Below are 23,318 nucleotides of genomic sequence, written 5' to 3' on the forward strand. Positions count from 1 at the left end.
GGGAGCGGGCTTGCCCGCGATGAGGCCCTAAGAGGCGCCGCTAAATTAGACCTTGGCACTCACCTCACTGCGATTAACCAACGCCTCCAAAGCCCCACTCAAAATCGCTGCCTTGTCACCAATCAGCAAGTGCCAGACACCCCCTTCAAGCTGACTGACCCCCTGACAACCCAGCGCCTTCAAATCACCTTCCGACAATGCCTTGCCATCCGCCAGTTGCAGCCGAATCCGGGTCATGGCCACGCAATCCATCTGCAATACGTTGTCCCCGCCGCCCAACGCTTTCAGCCATTGCTGCGCCTCTGACTTCGCTACAGATGCAGGTTCAGGCGCATCGACAACGGCAGGAGGGGAGGAGACCAGCGCTCGACCCAACGCCGGCATCGCCAACCGAATCTCATCAGCAATGCTGTCGGCCATCGGCCCGACCACCACCTGCAAACTCCCGCCCTTGCCCGGACGCACGACAGCCATCGCCCCCAGCGCTTTCAACTCTGCGTCGTTTGCCTTGTTGCGATCCACCATGTCCAGGCGCAACCGAGTGGTGCACGCCCCGATGGTGATCAGATTCTGCGCACCACCCAACGCCTTGATGTAAGCACCGGCCCGCTCATTCTCGGCGACCACCACCTTGTCACCGGTTGGCACTTCTTCACGCCCCGGTGTCTTGAGATTGAAGCGGCGAATGCAGAAATCAAACACCACGTAGTAGATCACCGCATACGCCAACCCCACCGGCACCACCCGCCAGCCATTGGTGGATTCGCCCCAGCCCAGCACCATGTCGATGAAGCCGCCGGAGAAGGTGAAACCGAGGTGGATGTTCAGCGCATTGGTGACTGCCATCGACAGACCGGTCAGCAGCGCATGGAGCAAAAACAGAAACGGCGCGAGGAACATGAACGCAAATTCGATGGGCTCGGTGACGCCGGTCAGAAACGAGGTCAGCGCCATGGACAGGAAGATCCCGCCCATGACCTTGCGGCGTTCCGGCAGGGCGTTGCGGTACATTGCCAGGCAGGCGGCGGGCAGGCCGAAGATCATCACCGGGAACATGCCGGTCATGAACTGGCCACCCTTCGGGTCACCGGCGAAGTAGCGCGACAAGTCGCCAGTGACCATCGCGCCTGTGGTCGGGTCGGTGAAGTTGCCGAAGACGAACCACGCCATGTTGTTGAGGATGTGGTGCAGGCCAGTGACGATCAGCAGGCGGTTGAACACGCCGAAAATAAAGGCGCCGATGCTGCCACTCTCCATCATCAACGTGCCGAAGCCGTTGATGCCGTGCTGGATCGGCGGCCAGATCAAACCGAAGATCACGCCCAGGCCGACGGCGGCGAAGCCGGTGACGATCGGCACAAAACGCCGGCCACCGAAGAACGCCAGGTACTCCGGCAACTTGATGTCCTTGAAGCGGTTGTACAGCGCGCCGGCCATCAAGCCGCTGACGATCCCGGCGAGCATGCCCATGTTGATGCTTGCATCCAGCACCTTGAGCGTGGAGATCATCACCAGGTAGCCAATGACCCCGGCGAGGCCTGCGGTGCCGTTGTTGTCCTTGGCGAAACCGACCGCGATGCCGATGGCGAAGATCATTGCCAGGTTGGCGAAGATTACCTGGCCGGCGTCGTGGATGATCGCGATGTTCAGCAGGTCGGTGTCGCCCAGTCGCAGCAGCAGCCCCGCAATCGGCAGGATTGCGATGGGTAGCATCAGCGCGCGGCCGAGGCGCTGCAGGCCTTCGATAAAGTATTGGTACATGGCGTATCTCCCTGGATTCTTTTTGTTGTTCAGCTCACAGGCCATTGCTGGTGACAGGCATGACGCACCGCCCCGGCGCTGCTCAGCTTGAGCAGGTCGTGGCTGATGCGTCGGCATTCGGCGGCGTCGAGGTGGCGCACGCGGTCCTTTATTTCACCGATCTGCACCGGGCTGACCGACAGCTCGCTGACGCCCAGGCCGATCAGTACCGGCGTGGCCAGCGGGTCGGAGGCGAGTGCGCCGCAGACGCCCACCCAACGGTTATGCACCGCTGCACCGGCGCAGGTCTGGGCGATCAGCCGCAGCAGTGCCGGATGCATCGAGTCGACGCGAGAGGCGAGGCCGGCGTGGTCGCGGTCCATGGCCAAGGTGTATTGCGATAAGTCGTTGGTGCCGATGGACAGAAAGTCCGCGTGTTCGGCCAGTTGTTCGGCCAGCAGCGCGGCGGCCGGGACTTCGATCATTACGCCCAGCTCCGGGCGTTCACTCACACCGAGTTCAGTGCACAACGCGTCGAGGCGCTGGCGGATGTGCAGCAGCTCATCGACCTCGGTAACCATGGGTAACAGGATCCGGCAGCGCGACAGCGGGCTGACGTGCAACAGCGCGCGCAGTTGCTGATCGAGCAATTCCGGGCGCACCTGAGCCAGACGAATGCCACGCAAGCCGAGCACCGGATTGGTTTCGACCGGCAACGGCAGATAGTCGAGTTGTTTGTCGCCGCCGACATCGATGGTGCGGATGATCACCGACTTGTCGCCCATGGCGTCGAGCACGGCTTGATAGGCGAGGCGTTGTTCCTGTTCGTCTGGCGCGGTGTTGCGGTCGACAAACAGAAACTCGGTGCGCAGCAGGCCGACGCCATCGGCGCCATTGGCCAGCGCGTCGGCCGCTTCTGCGCTGGAGGCGACATTGGCGGCGACTTCGATGTGCACGCCGTCGAGCGTCAGCGCCGGGGTGTGCGCCTGAGATTGTTGAAGTGCGCGGCGTTGTTGATGATCGAGTTGCGCTTGGTGCACTTCGGCCAGGCGTTCGGCCGTCGGCGTCAATTCGAGACGACCACCGTCGGCATCCAGCACCATCGCTTGGCCTTGCGGCTGATCCAGCAGCGCCGAACCCAACGCAACCAGGCACGGCAAGCCTTTGCCGCGCGCCAGAATGGCCACGTGAGAAGTCGCGCCACCCTCGACCATGCACAACCCGGCGACCCCTTGCTCGCTCAGTTGCAGCAAGTCCGACGGCGTCAGTTCATGGGCGGCAACAATGGCGCCGGCCGGCACGTCGTAATGCCAGGCCTCGCCGAGCAAGGCACGCAGCACCCGCTGCTTGAGGTCGCGCAGATCGTTGGCGCGTTCGGCCAGCAGCGTGCTGCCAAGTTGTTGGAGGACGTCGCATTGCGCGTCGATCGATTGGCTCCAGGCGTGCGTCGCAGCTATGCCTTGAGCGATGGAGGCGTTGGCCGCATCCAGCAGCGCCGGGTCTTCGAGCAAGGCGAGGTGCGCGGTGAAGATCGCTTCTTCGTCAGTGTTTTTGTGTTTCCTGGCCTGGGCCAAGGTGTGGTCGATTTCGCAGCGTACGGCGCTCAGCGCGGTATCGAGGGCGTGCAATTGTTGCTCGGGATCGTGGCTGCCGGCATCCACCGGCAGGCTGATGGCGTTCAAGCGAAACAACGGCCCACCGACCAGGCCGGGCGCGGCGCACACACCGTGCAGCACGCCGGCTTCGGCCGTCCGATGGCGTCGGGTGATCGGCGCAGGCGCGGCGGCGTGGCTGTCTTCGGCCAGTGCCGTGGACAAGGCGATCAGCAACGCTTGCAACGCCGCTTCGGCATCCGGGCCTTGGCAGCTGACCTGAACCTCGTCCTGCTCGCCGACGGCCAGGCTCATCAGCCCGATCAAGCTGTCGCAGGTTGCCGATTTGCCGGCGAAATGCAGCTGCGATTTGCTCTTGAACCCTTGCGCGGTCTGGCGAATCAGCGCGGCCGGACGAGCGTGCAAACCGCCACGATGGGCGATGCAAACGTGGCCGAAAAGCTCTTCGCCCGAAAGGTCTGCCTCAGCCTGCGCGCCGGGCGCCAGACGACGAATGATGTGCAGCAACGGGTCGCCGACCTTCACCGATTTCAGCGTGATGGGCCGTGCCTGAAACTCTTGGCTGTTGGTCAGGATCATCAGGCTGACCAGGCTTTTGCACTGCTGCGCGACCTTGTCCAGGTCATAGCGCAACAGCGGCTGGCCGTTGCTGACCCGCGCGCCTTCCTTGACCAGCATCGAGAAGCCTTCGCCCTGTAACTCGACGGTGTCGAGGCCCAGGTGCAGGAGCAATTCGGCACCGTTGTCGGCACGCAAGGTGACGGCGTGACCGCTGCGGGCGACGTGCACCACGACGCCAGCGCACGGGGCGTGAAGGGTGTCGTTCAGCGGGTCGATTGCGATCCCGTCGCCCATGGCACCGCTGGCGAACACCGGGTCCGGGACTTTGGCGAGCGTGAGCACCGGGCCGCTGAGCGGGGCGCTGAGGGTCAGCTCTTTATTGTTGTTATGCATGGCTCGGTCTCATCAGTAAAAACTACGGTTCGGATCAGCTCGCCCCCTGTAGGAGCTGTCGAGTGAAACGAGGCTGCGATCTTTTGATTCTGCGTTGAAAAGATCGCAGCCTCGTTTCACTCGACAGCTGCTACAGGGTTGTTTCAATTCGGCTCAGTGGGTTCGCGTGACTTTGCTGAGGTGCCGCGGTTGATCCGGGTCCATGCCTCGGGCCACGGCCAGGCCGGCGGCCATGACGTAGAAACTCTGGATCGCCAGAATCGGATCAAGGACCGGGTGTTCGGCGCGGGTCAGGGTGAGTTCGCGTTCGGCGATGTCATCCGGTGCTGCCAGCAGAACGCGAGCGCCGCGTTGGCGCATGTCCGCGGCGAGGCTCAGCAACCCGGCCTGTTCGGCACCGCGTGGGGCGAAGATCAGCAGTGGGTAGTTCTCGTCGATCAATGCCATTGGGCCGTGACGGACTTCGGCGCTGCTGAAGGCCTCGGCCTGAATCGCCGAGGTTTCCTTGAATTTGAGGGCCGCTTCCTGAGCGATGGCAAAACCGGCGCCGCGGCCGATCACCATCAAGCGTTGGCAATCGCGCAGGGCGTCGATGGCTGGGCTCCAGTCCTGCTTCGCCGCTTCGCGCAGGCCTTCCGGCAAAGCGTTGCCGGCGTCCAGCAATTCCACGTCTTCCTTCCAATGGGCGATCAGACGGGCGCTGGCGCTGAGGGTGGCGATAAAACTCTTGGTCGCAGCGACGCTGCTTTCTGTGCCGGCGCACAGCGGCAGGCTGAATTCGCAGGCCGCTTCCAGTGGCGAACTTTCGGCGTTGACCATGGAAATGCTCAAGGCGCCGCGTTTGCGCAACAGACGCAGGCTATTCACCAGGTCCGGACTTTGCCCCGACTGCGAAAATGCAAACGCCACCTGGCCGCTGACCTTCAACGGTGCTTGCAGCATGGTCACCACCGACATCGGCAGCGACGCCACCGGGATGCCCAGTTGCTGCATGGTCAGGTAGGCGAAGTAACTGGCGGCATGGTCGGAGCTGCCGCGAGCGACGGTCATCGCCACTTGCGGTGGCTGACGGCGCAGGCGTCCGGCGATCTCGATCATCTGCGGGTCGAGCTGTTGCAGTTGGGCTTGCACGGCCTCGAACGAGGACAGCGCCTCTTCAAGCATTTTTGAAGTCAATGTCTTCTCCTTCGACCATGACGGCGGTGAGTGTGAGTGAGCGATCCAGCCGCACGCAGTCGGCCCAGCTGCCCGGTGCAAGGCGGCCGCGTTCTTGAAGGCCGAGGTAATCGGCGGGGAATTGCGAAAGACGTTGCGACGCTTCGGCGATCGGCAATCCGATCTTCACCAGATTGCGCAGCGCTTGATCCATGGTCAGCGTGCTGCCGGCCAGAGTGCCGTCGGGCAAACGCACGCCGCCCAGGCACTTGGTCACGGTGTGGCTGCCGAGCTTGTATTCACCGTCCGGCATGCCAGCGGCGGCGGTGGAATCAGTCACGCAATACAGGCAGGGGATCGAGCGCAAGGCCACCCGCATGGCGCCGGGATGCACGTGCAGCAAGTCCGGGATCAGCTCGGCGTATGTGGCGTGGGCCAGCGCTGCGCCGACGATGCCTGGCTCGCGGTGATGCAGCGGGCTCATGGCGTTGTAGAGGTGAGTGAAACTGCTGGCACCGGCCGCCAGCGCCGCGACGCCTTCCTCGTAACTGCCGAGGGTGTGGCCGATCTGCATGCGGATGCCGCGCGCACTGAGGGTACGAATCAAGGCATCGTGACCGGCGATTTCCGGGGCAATGGTGATGACCCGGATCGGCGCCAGCGCCAGGTATTCCTCGACTTCGGCCATCAACGCGGTGTGGGCGAAATTCGGCTGGGCGCCGAGTTTACCGGGGTTGATGTACGGGCCTTCGAGGTGCACACCGAGCACTCGGGCGCAGCCTTTCGGCCGCTGCTCGCAGAACTCGCCGACGGCTTTGAGTACGCCGGAAATCTCTTCCGGCGGCGCGGTCATCGTGGTCGCCAACAGCGATGTGGTGCCGAAGCGCACGTGGGTTTTGCTGATCGTTTCGAAGGCCGGTGCACCTTCCATGATGTCTTTGCCGCCGCCGCCGTGAACGTGCAGGTCGATGAAGCCGGGCAGCAGATAAGGCAGGTCGTTGTCGGCCGGATCGCAGGGCACGCCTTCGATGGACACGACCTTGCCGTGTTCGTGAATCAGCCGGCCGCGAACCCAGCCGTGGGCGGTGAGGATGTTGTCTTCGGACATGATCGGTTCTCGGTTGCTTGTCTAGCGACGAAGCTCTGCGACAAAGTCGTAGTAGTCGTTGCGGCAATAGGTGTCGGTGACTTCGATCGGTGTGTTGTCTTCCAGGTAGCCGACCCGGGTCATCAGCAGCATGGCGGTGCCGGGCGCGATGCCGACGAGGGCGGCGAATTCGTCCGAGGCGTTGATCGCCTGGATGTGCTGCAGTGCGCGGACGATCGGCTTGCCGATGCCGTCGAGGTATTCGTAGAGGGAATCGCCCACTGCTTGTGGTTTGGGAATGATCGAGGCGGGCAGGGTACTCATCTCGATCGCCATCACCGTGTCGTCGGCTTTACGCAGGCGTTTGAGCCGCGCGACCTTGTCGTTGGGCGAGAGGCCGAGGCGAATCAGTTCTTCGTGGGTCGGCGGGGTGATTTCACGTTCGAGCCATTGCGAGCCGGGGACGAAGCCCTTGAGGCGCAGCATTTCGCTGAAACCCGAGAGTCGCGACAGCGGCTGTTCCAGGCGCGGCGTGATGAACGTGCCGGAACCCTGGTTGCGGCGGATCAGGCCTTGCTCGAACAACACTTCCAGCGCCTTGCGAGCGGTGACGCGGGAAATGCCCAGCAGTTCGCTGAGGCTGCGTTCCGAGGGCATCGCCTGCTCGGCTTTCCACTGGCCGGCGTGAATCGCCACTTCCAGGTTACGCGCCAGTTGCAGGTACAACGGCGTGGGCTGGGAGTCGTCAGGGCGTAGGGCCTGGAGGTCGTTCATGTAGGTTTGGTCCGATGCGGATGTAGGATTGTTGTCGCTCGGTGATGGGTGGAAATTAATACCACTTGAATACCATGTCAATGCCAGTACTTTGCTGTTGGCATCGTAAAGCCTGCCCTGTTGGAGGGTGGGATTAGGGTTTGGTTTTAAGTGGTATTAGAGGTGGGTGTTTTGAGCGCAAAGATCGCAGCCTGCAGTAATGCTTGCCGGGAGGATTGGTATCTTCCCGACAGGCGTTACCGCAGGCTGCGATCTTTTGAATTTATTTTTCGAGGAGCGACCAAAGGTAGCCGTTACGGGCGAATCTCGATCATCGTGCCATCCGGCACCAGGCCCCACACTTCGCGCATGTCCATGTTGCGCATGGCGATGCAGCCGTCGGTCCAGTCCAGGGTGTGGAACAGGTCTTCCGGGGTGTCCTCGGTGTCCGGGGTGCCATGGATCATGATCATGCCACCCGGCTCGACGCCTTCGCGCCGGGCGCGGGCCGAGTCGCTGATGTTCGGGTAGGAGATGTGCATCGACAGGTTGAATTTGTCGCTGACCTTGCGCCAGTCCAGCCAGTAGAAACCTTCAGGCGTGCGCTTGTCGCCTTCCATCAGCTTCGGGCCCTTGGGGCGTTTGCCCAGGGAGATGCGATAGGTCTTGAGCGGCTTGCCGTCATTAATCAATTGCAATTGATGGGCGGATTTGAGCACCAGAACTTTTTCGATGACTTTGCCGTTCAGGGTCTCCGCAACGGAAGCCTGTGACATGGCGACGAACGACAAGCAAAACACGGCAAGCAACCAGCGCATTGAAACGATATCCCTGAAAGGTGTCGCGACTATTTAGTTAGTTATAGGTGATTTTGGAGCAAGGAGCTTTAGGTGATGGCAGGCTGAGCAAGCGGCGGGATCGACTCCGACCGCACGGGGTAGACCTTGGTCCGCCGGTCAGCGAAGAAGCATTCTAAGGTACGGCCCACCGTGCGGAAAGCCAACTCGGACCACGGGATGTCGGCTTCGTCGAAAAGCTGCACTTCCAGGCTCTCGGGGCCGGCGGAAAAGTCCAGGTCCACCAGCTCCGCGCGAAAGAACACGTGCACCTGGCTGATGTGCGGCACGTCGATCAACGTATAGATGCTCAGGTTGCGCACCCGCGCGCAGGCTTCTTCGGCGGTCTCGCGAATGGCCGCCTGCTCGATGGTCTCACCGTTTTCCATGAAGCCGGCGGGCAGGGTCCAGTAACCGAGCCGAGGCTCGATGGCGCGTCGGCACAGCAACACTTTCGAGCCCCAGGTCGCCACGCAGCCGGCGACAATATTGGGATTCTGGTAGTGAATCGCCTGACAGCTGTCACAGACAAAACGCAGGCGCGAATCGCCTTCGGGGATGCGCTGGGTGACCGGGTTGCCGCACTGACTGCAAAATTTCATGCTGGGGTTCCTGAATGCTGCGCCTATCTTGGCGTGCGTCGGTGCCTGTCGGCAAGTTGTCGTTTAGCGACATGCAGTGGTTATGGGGTTGGGCGGCCGGTGTGATTGGTGCATGATGCGAGGTAGCGAATAAATCGAGAAGTCTCATGCTGGACGAGCTACTGCATCGAGTAAGCAACCACACCCCTCGCACACTGGAAACCGACAAACGTTTCCCCGAAGCCGCGGTATTGGTGCCCATCACTCGCAGTGACGAACCGGAACTGGTTCTGACCCTGCGCGCCAGTGGGCTCTCGACCCATGGCGGTGAAGTCGCCTTCCCCGGCGGGCGGCGCGACCCCGAAGACCCGGACCTGATTTTCACCGCGCTACGGGAAGCCGAAGAAGAAATCGGCTTGCCGCCGGGGCTGGTCGAAGTGATCGGCCCGTTGAGCCCGCTGATCTCCCTGCACGGCATCAAGGTCACGCCCTATGTCGGAGTGATTCCGGATTTTGTCGAATACCTGGCCAACGATGCCGAGATCGCCGCAGTGTTCAGCGTGCCCCTGGAGTTCTTCCGCGAGGATCCTCGGGAACACACCCATCGCATCGATTACCAGGGGCGCAGTTGGTACGTGCCGAGTTATCGTTACGGCGAATACAAAATCTGGGGCCTGACCGCGATCATGATCGTCGAGTTGATCAATCTGCTCTATGACGCCGACATCAGCCTGCACCACCCACCCAAAAGCTATATCAATACGTGAAGCCATCGTTCGTATGGCGTGAAACGCGGCTGCCTGAGCCTTGAGGACAATAAGATGAAATATCGCCTGGGCGACGCCCGCGTCGACACCCATCCGCAGAGCTGGGTCGCACCCAATGCCGTGCTGGTGGGCAAGGTTAAACTGGAAGAGGGCGCCAACGTCTGGTTTAACGCCGTGTTGCGTGGCGACAACGAACTGATCCTGATCGGCAAGAACAGCAACGTCCAGGACGGCACGGTGATGCACACCGACATGGGCTACCCGCTGACCATTGGCACCGGCGTGACCATCGGCCACAACGCCATGCTTCACGGCTGCACTGTGGGCGATTACAGCCTGATCGGCATTAATGCGGTAATTCTCAACGGCGCAAAAATCGGCAAGAACTGCATCATCGGCGCCAACTCGCTGATCGGCGAGGGCAAGGAGATTCCCGACGGTTCGCTGGTTATGGGTTCGCCCGGTAAAGTGGTGCGTGAGCTGACTGAACAGCAGAAGAAAATGCTAGAAGCCAGCGCTGCGCACTATGTGCATAACTCCCAGCGTTACGCTCGCGATCTGGTTGAGCAGGAAGAATGAACACGCCCGAACGCCCGGTCCGTTCGCCCTGTGTAAATATCTGCGCGCTGGACGCCGATGACGTTTGCACCGGGTGTCAGCGTACGGTGGAAGAGATCACGCGCTGGAGCCGGATGAGTAATGACGAACGCCGGACGGTGTTGGGGTTGTGTCATGAGCGGGCGAAGTCCAGTGGGTTGATCTGGATGCTGGGAAAAACCCCGGACCTGTAGCAGCTGGCGCAGCCTGCGTTCGGCTGCGCAGCAGTCGTAAAATCAGTCGCCGCGGTTTTTCAGGTAATCCGTGAACTCAGAATCTACGACTGCTGCGCAGCCGAACGCAGCCTTCGGCAGCTGCTACAGGAATCGCGTTTGGATTTGGTGCTTGTGCATGGCTGAAGTAATCTACGCGCCAAATTGACAGGTATCCCGCCACCCCATGCTCTTCCTGATCGCCTACATCAGCAGCGTCGTGCTGATCAACTACGCCTTTTCCACCGCCCCGCACCTGGACATCATCTGGTCCGCCTGGGGCGGGTTGGTGTTTGTCTTGCGCGACATGGTGCAAACCCGCTTCGGCCATGGCGCCATCGCGGCGATGCTCGCGGCGCTGGTCCTGTCCTATGTCACTTCCGATCCGTCCATCGCTTTGGCCAGCGCCACAGCTTTCGCGGTGTCCGAGTGCATCGACTGGCTGGTGTTCAGCATCACCAAGCGCCCTTTGCATGATCGCCTGTGGATAAGTTCGGCCCTGAGCATTCCCCTCGATACCTTCATCTTCTTCGGCATGATCGACGCCTTCACTCCGGCCGTGATCCTTACCGCCATGGGCTCGAAGTTCGCGGGCGTGACAGTCGTGTGGCTGATCATGGCCTGGCGCTTGCGCAAACAGGCCGTCGCCAGCTGAAGCCAAACCCCGCGGTTCATGTAAAATGCCGCGCTTTCTCCCCATGGGAAGCGCGCCAGGCGCTGCATCCCTCGATGATCCGCTTCTTGAGGACCTGAGATGACCCGTATCGGAACTCCATTGTCGCCAACCGCGACCCGCGTATTGCTGTGTGGCTGTGGTGAGTTGGGCAAGGAAGTGGTGATCGAGCTGCAACGCCTGGGCGTTGAAGTGATTGCCGTCGACCGTTACGCCAACGCGCCGGCCATGCAAGTCGCCCATCGCAGCCACGTGATCAACATGCTCGACGGCGCCGCCTTGCGTGCGGTGATCGAAGCCGAGAAGCCGCACTTCATCGTGCCGGAAATCGAAGCCATCGCCACTGCGACCCTCGTGGAACTGGAAGCCGAAGGCTTCACCGTGATCCCGACCGCGCGCGCCGCGCAACTGACCATGAACCGCGAAGGCATCCGTCGCCTGGCCGCCGAAGAGCTGGACCTGCCGACCTCGCCGTACCATTTCGCCGACACTTTCGAGGACTACAGCAAGGCCGTCCAGGACCTGGGCTTCCCGTGCGTGGTCAAGCCAGTGATGAGTTCGTCGGGCAAAGGCCAGAGCCTGCTGCGCAGCGCCGATGACGTGAAAACCGCTTGGGATTACGCGCAGGAAGGCGGCCGCGCCGGTAAAGGTCGCGTGATCGTTGAAGGTTTCATCGACTTCGACTACGAAATCACCTTGCTGACCGTACGTCACGTCGGCGGCACCACCTTCTGCGCGCCAGTCGGTCACCGTCAGGAGAAGGGCGATTATCAGGAATCCTGGCAGCCTCAAGCCATGAGCCCGATTGCCCTGGCTGGGTCCGAGCGCGTTGCCAAAGCGGTCACCGAGGCCCTGGGCGGTCGTGGTCTGTTTGGTGTCGAGTTGTTTATCAAGGGTGATCAGGTGTGGTTCAGCGAAGTGTCGCCGCGTCCGCATGACACCGGTCTGGTGACGCTGATTTCCCAGGACCTGTCGCAGTTCGCACTGCACGCACGGGCGATCCTGGGCCTGCCGATTCCGTTGATCCGTCAGTTCGGGCCGTCGGCGTCGGCGGTGATTCTGGTGGAAGGGCAGTCGACCCAGACTGCTTTTGCCAATTTGGGGGCAGCGTTGAGCGAACCGGATACGGCGTTGCGTCTGTTTGGCAAACCTGAGGTGAATGGTCAGCGTCGGATGGGTGTGGCGTTGGCGCGGGATGAGTCGATTGAAGCGGCTCGTGCAAAAGCGACTCGCGCTTCTCAGGCGGTCGTAGTCGAGCTGTAACCGCGGCGCGGCGATCGCTAGCAGGCTAGCTCCCACAGGATTATTGGTTGGTCACAGATTTTGTGTACACCCAATTTCCATGTGGGAGCCAGCCTGCTGGCGATGCTGCTGATTCAGGCCACCCGATTCAGATCGTTATGCCGCGTCTCTTTCAGGCACAGCACCGCAATCAAACTCAACACCGCCGCCCCCGACACATACCCGCCGACATAGCTCAAACCGCCCATCGCCACCAGTTTCTGCGCGAAGAACGGCGCCGCCGAGGCCCCGACGATCCCGCCCAGGTTGTAGGCTGCCGACGCGCCGGTATAGCGCACATGCGTAGGAAACAGCTCCGGCAGCAGCGCGCCCATCGGCGCAAATGTCACGCCCATCAGAAACAGCTCGATGCACAGGAACAGCGCCACGCCCCAGGTCGAGCCTTGGGTCAGCAGCGGCTCCATCAAGAAGCCGGACAGAATCGCCAGCACGCCACCAATGATCAGCACCGGTTTACGCCCGTAGCGGTCACTGGCCCAGGCCGACAGCGGTGTGGCAGCGGCCATGAACAGCACGGCGAAACACAGCAGGCCGAGGAAGGTTTCGCGGCTGTAGCCAAGTGTCGCCACGCCATAACTTAGCGAAAACACCGTCGAGATGTAGAACAGCGCGTAGCACACCACCATCGACCCGGCCCCCAGCAGCATCGGCACCCAATACTGGCTGAACAGCTCGACCAGCGGGATCTTCACTCGCTCCTGACGGGCCATCGCGTTGGCAAACACCGGGGTTTCGTGGAGTTTGAGTCGCACATACAGACCCACCATCACCAGCGCGGCGCTAAGGAGGAACGGAATCCGCCAGCCCCACGAGCGGAACTGCTCGTCATCCAGGGTCATTGCCAAGGTGAGAAACAAGCCGTTCGCTGCCAGAAAGCCAATCGACGGGCCGAGCTGCGGGAACATGCCGAACCAGGCGCGCTTGCCCTTGGGCGCATTCTCCGTCGCCAGCAACGCCGCACCGCCCCATTCGCCGCCCAGGCCGAGGCCTTGGCCGAAACGCAGCACGCACAGCAAGATTGGCGCCCAGGCCCCGATGCTGTCGTAACCCGGCAGCACGCCAATTAGCGTGGTGCACACGCCCATCAGCAGCAATGAAGCGACCAGTGTCGATTTGCGCCCGATGCGGTCACCGAAGTGCCCGAACAACGCCGAGCCCAATGGTCGGGCCAGGAAGGCGATGCCGAAGGTGAGGAACGCTGACAGCATCTGGGCGGTGCCGGAGGTCTGCGGAAAGAACACCGGACCGATCACCAGTGCCGCAGCGGTGGCGTAAACGTAGAAGTCGTAAAACTCGATGGCCGTGCCGATAAAACTCGCCGTCGCTACGCGGGTGGCGGAGTTCGTCGGTTGCGCAGGTGTGGTTTCGGTATAAGTCGTGCTGGTCGTCATGCGGTTATCCCTGACAGTCATGTGCCCCAGTGGAGCGAATTATTATGGTCGAACACCCAGGGATGTGGGAGTGAGGCGCGGCCGCTGTTCAAGGTAGGAACAGTCGTCGGTGTGCTGCGGATATTGCCGATGGACTGGCCGGAACCTGCTGCGTGCGGGGTAAGCACGTGGTCCGGCGGGGCTTGGGTAAGCGGATCTGATTATAGGAAGGAGGCTAACGATCAAACAAGTGGCAGGCCTTTGTAGCAGCTGGCGAAGCCTGCGTTCGGCGGCGCAGCCGTCGTAAATCCAGAATCCACGATTGACCTGAAAGGCTGCGTCGCCAGATTTCACGACGGCTGCGCCGCCGAACGCAGGCTTCGCCACCTGCTACAGAGCGTAATCGGTGGTGGTTATTGGAGGGCGGGAACCGAACTGGTATGCCAGATCAGCACCCGAGTAACGCGATTATCTTCCGTCTCCAGAATTTCCAGCCGATAACGCCCGATCTTCAGGCACACCGCGCTGTCCGGAATTGTCTCCAGCGCCTCGGTCACCAACCCGTTAAGGGTTTTCGGGCCATCACTGGGCAGGTGCCAGCCCAGGCTCTTGTTCAATTCGCGAATCGACGCCGCACCTTCGATCATCAAGCGCCCATCGGCCTGCGGGTGGATATGCGGGTTATCCAGGCTGTGCTGGCTTTCGAATTCGCCGACGATTTCTTCGAGAATGTCTTCGAGGGTCACGATGCCGAGCACTTCGCCGTATTCGTCTACCACCATGCCCAGGCGTCGCTGCTGTTTGTGGAAATTCAGCAGTTGCAGTTGCAGCGGGGTGCTTTCCGGCACGAAGTACGGTTCGTGACTGGCGGCCAGCAGTGCTTCCAGGGTCAGGCTCGCATCGGCCAGCAAGTGGCGGATCTGCCGGGTATTGAGCACCGCTTCGACCTGGTTGATGTCGCTGTGGAACACCGGCAGGCGCGTGCGCTTGTTGTTGCGCAGTTGCTCGATGATTTCTGCGAGGGAGTCGTCGAGGTTGATCCCGTCGACGTCACTGCGGGTCACCAGGATGTCATTGACCGTGATGTTGTCGAGCGCGTGAATGCCCGACAGCGGGTGCGGGCGGCAGACGGCTTGATCGTAATCGTCCTTCCGGTCGTTCGGGCTCTCGTCTTCGCTCTGTTGCACCACTTTGACTTTGCGGGCAAACGGTCGCATCAGCAGCTGAGTGAAGCCATTGAGCAGCCAGGCGGCCGGGTAAATGATCTTCAGGGGCGCGCCGAGCAACGTGTTGCCCAGGGCCAGGACGGCGTCGGGATAGCGCACGGCGAGGGTGCGCGGCAGGTAGTCGGCAAACACCAGAAGCGCGGCACCGGCGCCTGCACAGGCAATCCACGGACCGTTTTCCGCCCATATGAAAATCGCCAGCAAGGTGCTGATGACCACGGCCAGTGCGCGGCACAGGGTATTGCAGAAGATCAGGCTGTTGAGCGGGAAGCTCAGCTTCGCGACCGGTTTATCGCTGGAGCGCGAGGCGGTTCGCTGGGCCAACAAGTACTGTTGCGCGGTTTCGATGGCGGTAAACAGCCCCGACCATAAAATCAGCAAGGCCAATACCGCGAGCATCGGCCCTATGGGCAAGTCGTCCATTAATGCCGCCCGTCAGATGTGCAGGATGTATTCACGGACCAGCTTACTGCCGAAGTACGCCAGCATCAGCAGGCAGAAACCGGCGAGGGTCCAGCGAATGGCCTTGTGTCCGCGCCAGCCGAGGCGGTTACGGCCCCATAGCAGCACGCTGAAGACGATCCAGGCCAGGCAAGCCAGCAAGGTTTTGTGCACCAGGTGCTGGGCGAACAGGTTGTCGACGAACAGCCAGCCGGAAATCAGCGACAGCGACAACAGGCTCCAGCCGGCCCAGAGGAAACCGAACAGCAGGCTTTCCATGGTTTGCAGCGGTGGGAAGTTCTTGATCAGCCCTGATGGATGCTTGTGCTTGAGCTGATGGTCCTGGACCAGCAGCAACAAGGCCTGGAACATCGCGATGGTGAACATGCCGTAGGCGAGGATCGACAGCAGGATATGGGCGAGAATGCCCGGCTCCTCGTCGATGACTTGTACCGTGCCAGCGGGGGCGAACTGCGCCAGCAGCACCGTGGCGGCCCCGAGTGGGAACAGCAATATAAGCAGGTTTTCCACCGGTATCCGCGAACAGGCCAGCAGGGTCAGGGCGATGACTGCTGCGGCAATCAGACTGGCAGCACTGAAGAAGTCCAGGCCCAGGCCGATCGGTGTCAGCAGGTGGGCGAACAGGCTGGCGCTGTGAGCCAGCACGGCAAGCACGCCGAGCGTGACCAGCAGGCGTTTGTTCGCCTTGGCGCCGGTGGCCAGACGAGTGCCTTGATAGATAGTCGCAGCGGCATATAAGCAGGCGGCGGCGAGGGTAGTCAGCAAACTGGGTGACAAGGGGAGCATAAATCCTGTTAGGCAAGCCCGAAAGGCGCTGAGTTTGGCATAGAACCCCCGCAGCACGAAAGACCATGCAACCTGACGACGAGGTGTCCGCCAGACGCAGTCTTCGCTATAATCCGCGACCTGCCCACGCCGCAGGCTCGCCGAGCACACGTTTATTCCGGTCTGGGCCGCCATTATCCCGGTCTACACAGGGCCTGAAAGGATCGCGCAATGTTTGAAAACTTAACCGACCGTCTCTCGCAGACGCTGCGCCATGTCACCGGCAAGGCCAAGCTGACCGAGGACAACATCAAAGACACCCTGCGCGAAGTGCGCATGGCGTTGCTCGAAGCCGACGTCGCCTTGCCGGTGGTGAAGGACTTCGTCAATTCGGTCAAGGAGCGCGCCGTCGGCACCGAGGTGTCACGCAGCCTGACGCCGGGCCAGGCCTTCGTGAAAATCGTCCAGGCCGAACTCGAAAGCCTGATGGGCGTCGCCAACGAAGATTTGAACCTGAGCGCCGTTCCGCCAGCCGTCGTGCTGATGGCCGGTTTGCAGGGCGCGGGTAAAACCACCACCGCCGGCAAACTCGCGCGCTTCCTTAAAGAGCGCAAGAAGAAGTCGGTCATGGTCGTGTCTGCGGACGTTTACCGTCCGGCGGCGATCAAGCAGTTGGAAATGCTCGCGGGTGAAGTCGGCGTTACCTTCTTCCCGTCCGACCTGAGCCAGAAGCCGGTCGAGATCGCGCAAGCGGCTATAAAAGAAGCAAAGCTTAAGTTTATTGATGTCGTCATCGTCGATACCGCCGGTCGTCTGCACATCGATGAAGAGATGATGGGCGAGATCAAGGCCTTGCACGCCGCGATCAACCCGGTCGAAACCCTGTTCGTGGTCGACGCCATGACCGGCCAGGATGCCGCCAACACGGCCAAAGCCTTCGGCGACGCATTGCCGCTGACCGGTGTGATCCTGACCAAGGTCGACGGCGACGCCCGTGGCGGTGCCGCCCTGTCGGTGCGTGCCATTACCGGCAAGCCGATCAAGTTCATCGGTATGGGCGAGAAGAGCGAAGCGCTCGAACCGTTCCACCCCGAGCGTATTGCTTCGCGCATCCTCGGCATGGGCGACGTGCTCAGCCTGATCGAACAAGCGGAAGCGACGCTCGACAAGGACAAGGCCGACAAGCTGGCCAAGAAGCTGAAGAAGGGCAAGGGCTTCGACCTCGAAGACTTCCGCGATCAGCTGCAACAGATGAAGAACATGGGCGGCCTGGGCGGCCTCATGGACAAACTGCCGAACATCGGCGGCGTGAACCTGGCGCAGATGGGCAATGCCCAGGGCGCGGCAGAGAAACAGTTCAAGCAGATGGAAGCCATCATCAATTCCATGACCCCGGCCGAGCGCCGCGACCCTGAGTTGATCAGCGGTTCGCGCAAACGCCGGATCGCCATGGGTTCCGGCACCCAGGTGCAGGACATCGGTCGCTTGATCAAGCAGCACAAGCAGATGCAGAAGATGATGAAGAAATTCTCCGCGAAAGGCGGAATGGCCAAAATGATGCGCGGCATGGGCGGTATGTTGCCCGGCGGCGGCATGCCCAAGATGTAAAGAATCCGCGCCGGTCATCGCACCGGCGCAGACCCGCAGGGATGCGGGATCTCCAGCAAACCCGCACTTGGCGGGAGCTGACTGGCCGTTTTCAACGACGGCTCTATAGCAAATCTTGATGGCGTCCGAAAGGCCGTCGGAAAAAGTCATTTGCAAAAGTCCGGATATTCCTTAGAATATGCGGCCTTTCGGGCACCTATGCCCGCTGTGCCTTTAGATTTGCAGCACCGACTACAGGAACGATGTTCACATGCTAACAATCCGTCTTGCCCTTGGCGGCTCCAAAAAGCGCCCGTTTTACCACTTGACCGTAACCGACAGCCGCAACCCGCGCGACGGTTCGCACAAGGAACAGGTTGGTTTCTTCAACCCTGTTGCTCGTGGTCAAGAAGTCCGTCTGTCCGTGAACCAAGAGCGCGTAGCCTACTGGCTGAGCGTTGGTGCACAGCCTTCTGAGCGTGTTGCTCAGTTGTTGAAGGACGCTGCTAAGGCTGCGGCCTGAGCAATATGAACGCGACGCCTGCTGCTGCTGATGATTTGATCGTTATCGGCAAGATTTACTCTGTTCATGGCGTTCGCGGCGAAGTGAAGGTTTATTCCTTTACTGATCCGACTGAAAACCTGTTGCAGTACAAAACCTGGACGCTCAAGCGCGAAGGCAATGTGAAACAGGTCGAGCTGGTCAGCGGACGTGGGAACGACAAGTTCCTGGTCGCAAAGCTCAAGGGTCTGGATGATCGCGAAGAAGCTCGTCTTCTGGCCGGTTATGAGATCTGCGTGCCGCGCAACCTGTTCCCTGAATTGACCGACGGCGAGTACTACTGGTACCAGCTGGAAGGTCTGAAGGTTATTGATCAACTCGGGCAATTGCTCGGGAAAATCGATCATCTTCTGGAAACCGGCGCCAATGATGTAATGGTGGTCAAGCCTTGCGCTGGCAGCCTGGATGATCGCGAACGCCTGTTGCCCTATACGGAGCAATGCGTGTTGGCCGTCGACCTTGCCGCAGGCGAGATGAAGGTGGAATGGGATGCGGACTTCTAAGCGTGGCTAACTTGCGCGTAGAAGTGATCAGTTTGTTTCCCGAGATGTTCTCCGCCATCAGCGAGTACGGCATCACCAGTCGTGCGGTGAAACAGGGGCTGTTGCAGCTCACCTGTTGGAATCCGCGAGACTACACGACGGATCGACATCACACTGTGGACGATCGCCCATTTGGCGGTGGTCCGGGCATGGTGATGAAGATCAAGCCCCTGGAAGATGCTCTGGTTCAGGCCAAGGCAGCAGCCGGGGAGGCGGCGAAGGTGATTTACCTGTCCCCCCAAGGCCGTCAACTGACTCAGTCGGCGGTACGCGAGTTGGCGAATCTGGATGCATTGATCCTGATTGCCGGTCGCTATGAAGGCATTGACGAGCGTTTTATTGATGCTCATGTCGATGAAGAGTGGTCGATTGGCGACTATGTACTGTCTGGCGGCGAGCTGCCGGCGATGGTCCTGATCGATGCGGTTACACGACTGCTGCCTGGAGCTTTAGGGCATGCGGACTCCGCCGAGGAAGATTCCTTTACGGATGGTTTGCTGGATTGCCCGCACTACACCCGACCTGAGGTGTATGCGGATCAGCGTGTTCCCGACGTGTTGCTAAGTGGCAATCACGCGCATATCCGGCGTTGGCGTTTACAGCAGTCCCTTGGTAGGACCTTTGAACGACGCGCCGATCTTCTGGAAAGCCGCTCGCTTTCTGGAGAAGAGAAGAAGCTGCTCGAGGAATACATCCGCGAGCGGGACGATAGTTAACAACGTATCGATGGTAAGTCCGTTGATTTACCTTAGGAGCACAGCATGACTAACAAAATCATCCTTGCACTCGAAGCAGAGCAGATGACCAAAGAGATCCCTACCTTTGCCCCGGGCGACACCATTGTCGTTCAGGTGAAAGTGAAGGAAGGCGACCGTTCGCGTCTGCAAGCGTTCGAAGGTGTTGTTATCGCCAAGCGTAACCGCGGCGTAAACAGTGCTTTCACCGTTCGTAAAATCTCCAACGGTGTTGGCGTAGAGCGTACTTTCCAGACCTACAGCCCGCAAATCGACAGCATGGCCGTTAAACGTCGCGGTGACGTACGCAAAGCCAAGCTGTACTACCTGCGTGACCTGTCCGGTAAAGCAGCTCGCATCAAGGAAAAACTGGCTTAAGTCCAGCTTCCGATGCAAAAAAAGCAGCCTGCGGGCTGCTTTTTTGTTGCCTGCGATTTATCTTCCTAGGCCGTACTGTCGGTCTTGTCTGAGTCTTTATGCCCGCCATCGATCATCCCTTGATAGACCAGTTTCTCGACGCCCTGTGGCTGGAGAAAGGCCTCTCCGATAACACCCGCGATGCCTACCGCAGTGACTTGGCCCTGTTCAACGGCTGGCTGCAGGAGAAGGGTCTGGAGTTGATCAACGCCGGCCGTGAATTGATCCTCGATCACCTGGCCTGGCGCCTGGAGCAGAACTACAAACCCCGTTCCACTGCGCGATTTCTCTCGGGCGTACGCGGCTTTTATCGTTATCTACTGCGTGAAAAGCTGATCGCCGTCGATCCAACCTTGCGTGTCGATATGCCCCAATTGGGCAGGCCGTTGCCTAAGTCTCTGTCGGAAGCCGACGTGGAAGCGCTGCTGAAAGCACCGGACTTGAGCGAGGCTATCGGCCAACGTGACCGTGCCATGCTCGAAGTGCTTTACGCGTGCGGTTTACGGGTGACGGAGCTGATCAGCCTGACACTGGAGCAGGTCAACTTGCGCCAGGGTGTGCTGCGGGTGATGGGCAAGGGCAGCAAGGAGCGCCTGGTGCCGATGGGCGAGGAGGCGATTGTCTGGGTAGAGCGTTATATGCGTGATGGCCGCCAAGAGCTGCTCGGTGGGCGTCCCAGCGATGTGATGTTCCCCAGCCAGCGCGGCGAGCAGATGACTCGCCAGACTTTTTGGCACCGCATCAAGCACCAGGCGAAGGTCGCCGGGATCAGCAAGTCGCTGTCGCCGCACACCTTGCGCCACGCTTTCGCTACGCACCTGCTCAACCACGGTGCCGACCTGCGGGTGGTGCAAATGCTCCTCGGCCACAGCGACCTGTCCACCACCCAGATCTACACCCACGTCGCGCGCGCGCGCTTGCAAGACCTGCACGCCAAACATCACCCGCGCGGCTGAATACAATCCCTGTGGGAGCGGGCTTGCCCGCGAAGGCTATGTAACAGTCAACAGCTACTCTGAATGTTATGGCCTCTTCGCGGGCAAGCCCGCTCCCACAGGTTTAGCGTTGTCCCAAGTGTTGCGACAGGCGCATTCGGCCACAGGGGCCTTATGTGGTAGGCTTTGCCGGTTTGCACGATGGGCGGTTATGACCCGGTGTTTCGGCACGGGCGTTCTGATCGTCCCATTTGTCCGCCTTCAGGAGTTCTCATGCGTCTGATCCAGATTTTCGCCGCCGCAGCCATTGCGTTGGTCAGTACCTTTGCCGTCGCCGATGACGCGGCCGACAAAGCCATTCGTAAAAGCCTGGAAAACCTCCAGCTTGAAGTGCCAGTAGAAAGCATCTCCGCGAGTCCGCTGCCGGGCCTGTACGAAGTCAAACTGCAAGGCAGCCGCGTGCTCTACGCCAGCGCCGACGGTCAATACGTGGTTCAGGGTTACATGTTCCAGCTCAAGGACGGCAAACCGGTCAACCTGACCGAGAAGACCGAACGCCTGGGCGTGTCCAAACTGGTCAACGCCATTCCAGTCGCGGAAACCGTGGTCTACCCGGCGATCGGCGAAACCAAGTCGCACATCACCGTGTTCACCGACACCACCTGCCCGTACTGCCACAAGCTGCACGCCGAAGTGCCTGAGCTGAACAAGCGCGGCATCGAAGTGCGCTACGTTGCGTTCCCGCGCCAGGGCCTGGGCTCGCCGGGTGACGAACAGCTGCAAGCGGTCTGGTGCTCGAAAGACAAGAAAGCCGCCATGGACAAAATGGTCGACGGTAAGGAAATCAAGGCCGCCAAGTGCGAGAACCCGGTTTCCAAACAGTTCGCCCTGGGTCAGTCGATCGGCGTGAACGGCACACCGGCCATCGTTTTGGCGGACGGTCAGGTCATTCCGGGCTACCAGCCTGCGCCACAAGTCGCCAAACTGGCGCTGGGCGCGAAATAATTCGCATCGTCACGGCCAGCCTTTGACGAGCATGGTCCGGCGGCAGCATTTGCCGGGCCATTAATAGAGAGCCGCGAGTATGCGGCTGTTTTCACGGCCGGCCTTGAGTCGGCCGTTTTATGGGGAGTTCACAGTGAAACCGGTCAAAGTAGGCATCTGTGGGTTAGGGACCGTCGGTGGCGGTACCTTCAACGTACTTCAGCGCAACGCCGAGGAAATTGCTCGTCGTGCCGGGCGTGGAATCGAAGTGGCACAAATTGCCATGCGCACGCCAAAGCCTCAGTTCCAAACGACCGGTATTGCGATTACCAACGATGTCTTCGAAGTGGCCACGAACCCTGAGATCGACATCGTTATAGAGCTGATGGGCGGCTATACCGTTGCCCGCGAGCTGGTACTCAAGGCCATCGAGAATGGCAAGCATGTGGTCACCGCGAACAAGGCACTGATCGCCGTTCACGGTAATGAGATTTTCGCCAAGGCTCGCGAGAAAGGCGTGATCGTGGCGTTCGAAGCGGCTGTGGCCGGTGGGATTCCGGTGATCAAGGCGATCCGTGAAGGCCTGTCCGCCAACCGCATCAACTGGGTTGCCGGGATCATCAACGGCACCGGCAACTTCATCCTCACCGAGATGCGTGAGAAGGGTCGCACCTTCGAAGACGTACTCGCCGAGGCGCAAGCCCTGGGTTACGCCGAAGCCGATCCGACCTTCGACGTTGAAGGCATCGACGCGGCCCACAAGTTGACGATCCTGGCCTCCATCGCGTTCGGCATCCCGCTGCAATTCGACAAGGCCTACACCGAAGGCATCACCAAGCTGACCACCGCTGACGTGAACTACGCTGAAGCATTGGGCTATCGCATCAAGCACCTCGGCGTCGCTCGCAGCACCGCGTCCGGCATTGAGTTGCGCGTGCACCCGACGCTGATCCCGGCCGATCGCCTGATCGCCAACGTCAACGGCGTGATGAACGCGGTGATGGTCAACGGTGACGCCGCCGGTTCGACCCTGTTCTACGGCGCGGGTGCTGGCATGGAGCCGACCGCTTCGTCGGTGATCGCCGACCTGGTGGACGTGGTTCGCGCCATGACATCCGACCCGGAAAACCGTGTGCCGCACCTGGCCTTCCAGCCGGATTCGCTGTCGGCGCACCCGATCCTGCCGATCGAAGCCTGCGAAAGCGCCTACTACCTGCGCATTCAGGCCAAGGACCATCCGGGCGTATTGGCCCAGGTGGCGAGCATCCTGTCGGAGCGCGGCATCAACATCGAATCGATCATGCAAAAAGAAGTCGAAGAGCATGACGGTCTGGTGCCGATGATCCTGCTGACTCACCGCGTGCTGGAACAGCACATGAACGACGCAATCGCCGCCCTGGAAGCCCTGACAGGCGTGGTCGGTCCGGTCGTACGGATCCGCGTCGAGCACCTGAACTAAGCCGT

At 60.8% G+C, this 23,318-nt stretch carries 23 protein-coding genes; 13 read left to right on the plus strand and 10 right to left on the minus strand.

Annotation, left to right across the window (positions count from 1 at the left end):
• Window positions 1-45: 45 nt before the first annotated feature.
• The 7 genes from nagE to ACA072_RS05145 form a co-directional block, all read right to left on the minus strand.
• On the minus strand, window positions 46-1,761 hold the full coding sequence (gene nagE / locus ACA072_RS05115; protein ID WP_497623472.1) for an N-acetylglucosamine-specific PTS transporter subunit IIBC: 1,716 nt from the start codon (window positions 1,759-1,761) through the stop codon (window positions 46-48).
• A 29-nt stretch (window positions 1,762-1,790) separates the two neighbouring features.
• Entirely contained in the window at window positions 1,791-4,307 is a 2,517-nt protein-coding gene (gene ptsP, locus ACA072_RS05120) for a phosphoenolpyruvate--protein phosphotransferase (protein ID WP_497623473.1), read from the minus strand.
• Between the two features lie 153 nt (window positions 4,308-4,460).
• Window positions 4,461-5,483, minus strand: a complete 1,023-nt coding sequence (locus ACA072_RS05125; protein ID WP_497623474.1) for an SIS domain-containing protein — start codon at window positions 5,481-5,483, stop codon at window positions 4,461-4,463.
• Window positions 5,464-6,570: an N-acetylglucosamine-6-phosphate deacetylase gene (nagA, locus tag ACA072_RS05130; RefSeq protein ID WP_497623475.1), complete on the minus strand. Its 1,107-nt coding sequence runs from the start codon at window positions 6,568-6,570 to the stop codon at window positions 5,464-5,466. The genes ACA072_RS05125 and nagA overlap by 20 nt, the downstream gene beginning before the upstream one ends.
• A 21-nt stretch (window positions 6,571-6,591) precedes the next feature.
• On the minus strand, window positions 6,592-7,323 hold the full coding sequence (locus ACA072_RS05135; RefSeq protein WP_497623476.1) for a GntR family transcriptional regulator: 732 nt from the start codon (window positions 7,321-7,323) through the stop codon (window positions 6,592-6,594).
• A 293-nt stretch (window positions 7,324-7,616) separates the two neighbouring features.
• Window positions 7,617-8,120 (minus strand): L,D-transpeptidase family protein, encoded by a 504-nt coding sequence (locus ACA072_RS05140; protein WP_497623477.1) that lies wholly within the window; start codon window positions 8,118-8,120, stop codon window positions 7,617-7,619.
• Window positions 8,121-8,188: 68 nt separating this feature from the next.
• On the minus strand, window positions 8,189-8,740 hold the full coding sequence (locus ACA072_RS05145; RefSeq protein WP_497623478.1) for an NUDIX hydrolase: 552 nt from the start codon (window positions 8,738-8,740) through the stop codon (window positions 8,189-8,191).
• 146 nt (window positions 8,741-8,886) lie between these two features.
• Between ACA072_RS05145 and ACA072_RS05150 the strand changes: the two genes are divergently transcribed.
• The 5 genes from ACA072_RS05150 (at window position 8,887) to purT (ending at window position 12,231) form a co-directional block, all read left to right on the plus strand.
• Entirely contained in the window at window positions 8,887-9,486 is a 600-nt protein-coding gene (locus tag ACA072_RS05150) for a CoA pyrophosphatase (protein ID WP_497623479.1), read from the plus strand.
• Between the two features lie 54 nt (window positions 9,487-9,540).
• Complete coding sequence (locus ACA072_RS05155) at window positions 9,541-10,065, plus strand: gamma carbonic anhydrase family protein (protein ID WP_497623480.1); 525 nt, start codon at window positions 9,541-9,543, stop codon at window positions 10,063-10,065.
• Entirely contained in the window at window positions 10,062-10,277 is a 216-nt protein-coding gene (locus ACA072_RS05160; protein WP_497623481.1) for a DUF1289 domain-containing protein, read from the plus strand. The genes ACA072_RS05155 and ACA072_RS05160 overlap by 4 nt, the downstream gene beginning before the upstream one ends.
• Window positions 10,278-10,482: 205 nt before the next feature.
• Window positions 10,483-10,950 (plus strand): 7-cyano-7-deazaguanine/7-aminomethyl-7-deazaguanine transporter, encoded by a 468-nt coding sequence (locus tag ACA072_RS05165; protein ID WP_077748287.1) that lies wholly within the window; start codon window positions 10,483-10,485, stop codon window positions 10,948-10,950.
• Window positions 10,951-11,049: 99 nt separating this feature from the next.
• Window positions 11,050-12,231, plus strand: a complete 1,182-nt coding sequence (purT, locus tag ACA072_RS05170; protein WP_497623482.1) for a formate-dependent phosphoribosylglycinamide formyltransferase — start codon at window positions 11,050-11,052, stop codon at window positions 12,229-12,231.
• 113 nt (window positions 12,232-12,344) lie between these two features.
• Here the strand turns inward: purT and ACA072_RS05175 are convergent, their stop codons facing one another.
• From ACA072_RS05175 to ACA072_RS05185, 3 genes are all read right to left on the minus strand, one after another.
• Complete coding sequence (locus ACA072_RS05175; RefSeq protein ID WP_497623483.1) at window positions 12,345-13,661, minus strand: MFS transporter; 1,317 nt, start codon at window positions 13,659-13,661, stop codon at window positions 12,345-12,347.
• A 392-nt stretch (window positions 13,662-14,053) separates the two neighbouring features.
• Window positions 14,054-15,289 (minus strand): transporter associated domain-containing protein, encoded by a 1,236-nt coding sequence (locus tag ACA072_RS05180; RefSeq protein WP_497623484.1) that lies wholly within the window; start codon window positions 15,287-15,289, stop codon window positions 14,054-14,056.
• Window positions 15,290-15,301: 12 nt separating this feature from the next.
• A complete protein-coding gene (locus tag ACA072_RS05185) occupies window positions 15,302-16,114 on the minus strand; it encodes a cytochrome C assembly family protein (protein ID WP_497623485.1) in 813 nt (270 codons plus the stop codon).
• A 210-nt stretch (window positions 16,115-16,324) separates the two neighbouring features.
• On the opposite strand from ACA072_RS05185, the gene ffh reads away from it, so the two are divergent.
• The 8 genes from ffh (at window position 16,325) to ACA072_RS05225 (ending at window position 23,313) form a co-directional block, all read left to right on the plus strand.
• Window positions 16,325-17,701: a signal recognition particle protein gene (gene ffh, locus ACA072_RS05190; protein WP_497623486.1), complete on the plus strand. Its 1,377-nt coding sequence runs from the start codon at window positions 16,325-16,327 to the stop codon at window positions 17,699-17,701.
• A gap of 250 nt (window positions 17,702-17,951) precedes the next feature.
• Window positions 17,952-18,203 (plus strand): 30S ribosomal protein S16, encoded by a 252-nt coding sequence (rpsP, locus tag ACA072_RS05195; protein WP_007944872.1) that lies wholly within the window; start codon window positions 17,952-17,954, stop codon window positions 18,201-18,203.
• 5 nt (window positions 18,204-18,208) lie between these two features.
• Window positions 18,209-18,745: a ribosome maturation factor RimM gene (gene rimM, locus ACA072_RS05200; protein WP_497623487.1), complete on the plus strand. Its 537-nt coding sequence runs from the start codon at window positions 18,209-18,211 to the stop codon at window positions 18,743-18,745.
• Window positions 18,727-19,500: a tRNA (guanosine(37)-N1)-methyltransferase TrmD gene (gene trmD, locus ACA072_RS05205; protein ID WP_173860472.1), complete on the plus strand. Its 774-nt coding sequence runs from the start codon at window positions 18,727-18,729 to the stop codon at window positions 19,498-19,500. The genes rimM and trmD overlap by 19 nt, the downstream gene beginning before the upstream one ends.
• Window positions 19,501-19,545: 45 nt before the next feature.
• Entirely contained in the window at window positions 19,546-19,896 is a 351-nt protein-coding gene (gene rplS, locus ACA072_RS05210; protein ID WP_003175895.1) for a 50S ribosomal protein L19, read from the plus strand.
• A gap of 98 nt (window positions 19,897-19,994) precedes the next feature.
• Window positions 19,995-20,891, plus strand: a complete 897-nt coding sequence (xerD, locus tag ACA072_RS05215) for a site-specific tyrosine recombinase XerD (RefSeq protein WP_497623488.1) — start codon at window positions 19,995-19,997, stop codon at window positions 20,889-20,891.
• Between the two features lie 252 nt (window positions 20,892-21,143).
• Window positions 21,144-21,875, plus strand: coding sequence for a bifunctional protein-disulfide isomerase/oxidoreductase DsbC (dsbC, locus tag ACA072_RS05220; RefSeq protein WP_497623489.1), 732 nt, complete (start codon window positions 21,144-21,146; stop codon window positions 21,873-21,875).
• A 133-nt stretch (window positions 21,876-22,008) separates the two neighbouring features.
• Window positions 22,009-23,313: a homoserine dehydrogenase gene (locus tag ACA072_RS05225; RefSeq protein WP_109635956.1), complete on the plus strand. Its 1,305-nt coding sequence runs from the start codon at window positions 22,009-22,011 to the stop codon at window positions 23,311-23,313.
• The last annotated feature ends 5 nt before the right edge of the window (window positions 23,314-23,318 follow it).

The sequence above is a fragment of the Pseudomonas sp. LBUM1656 genome (assembly GCF_059716065.1).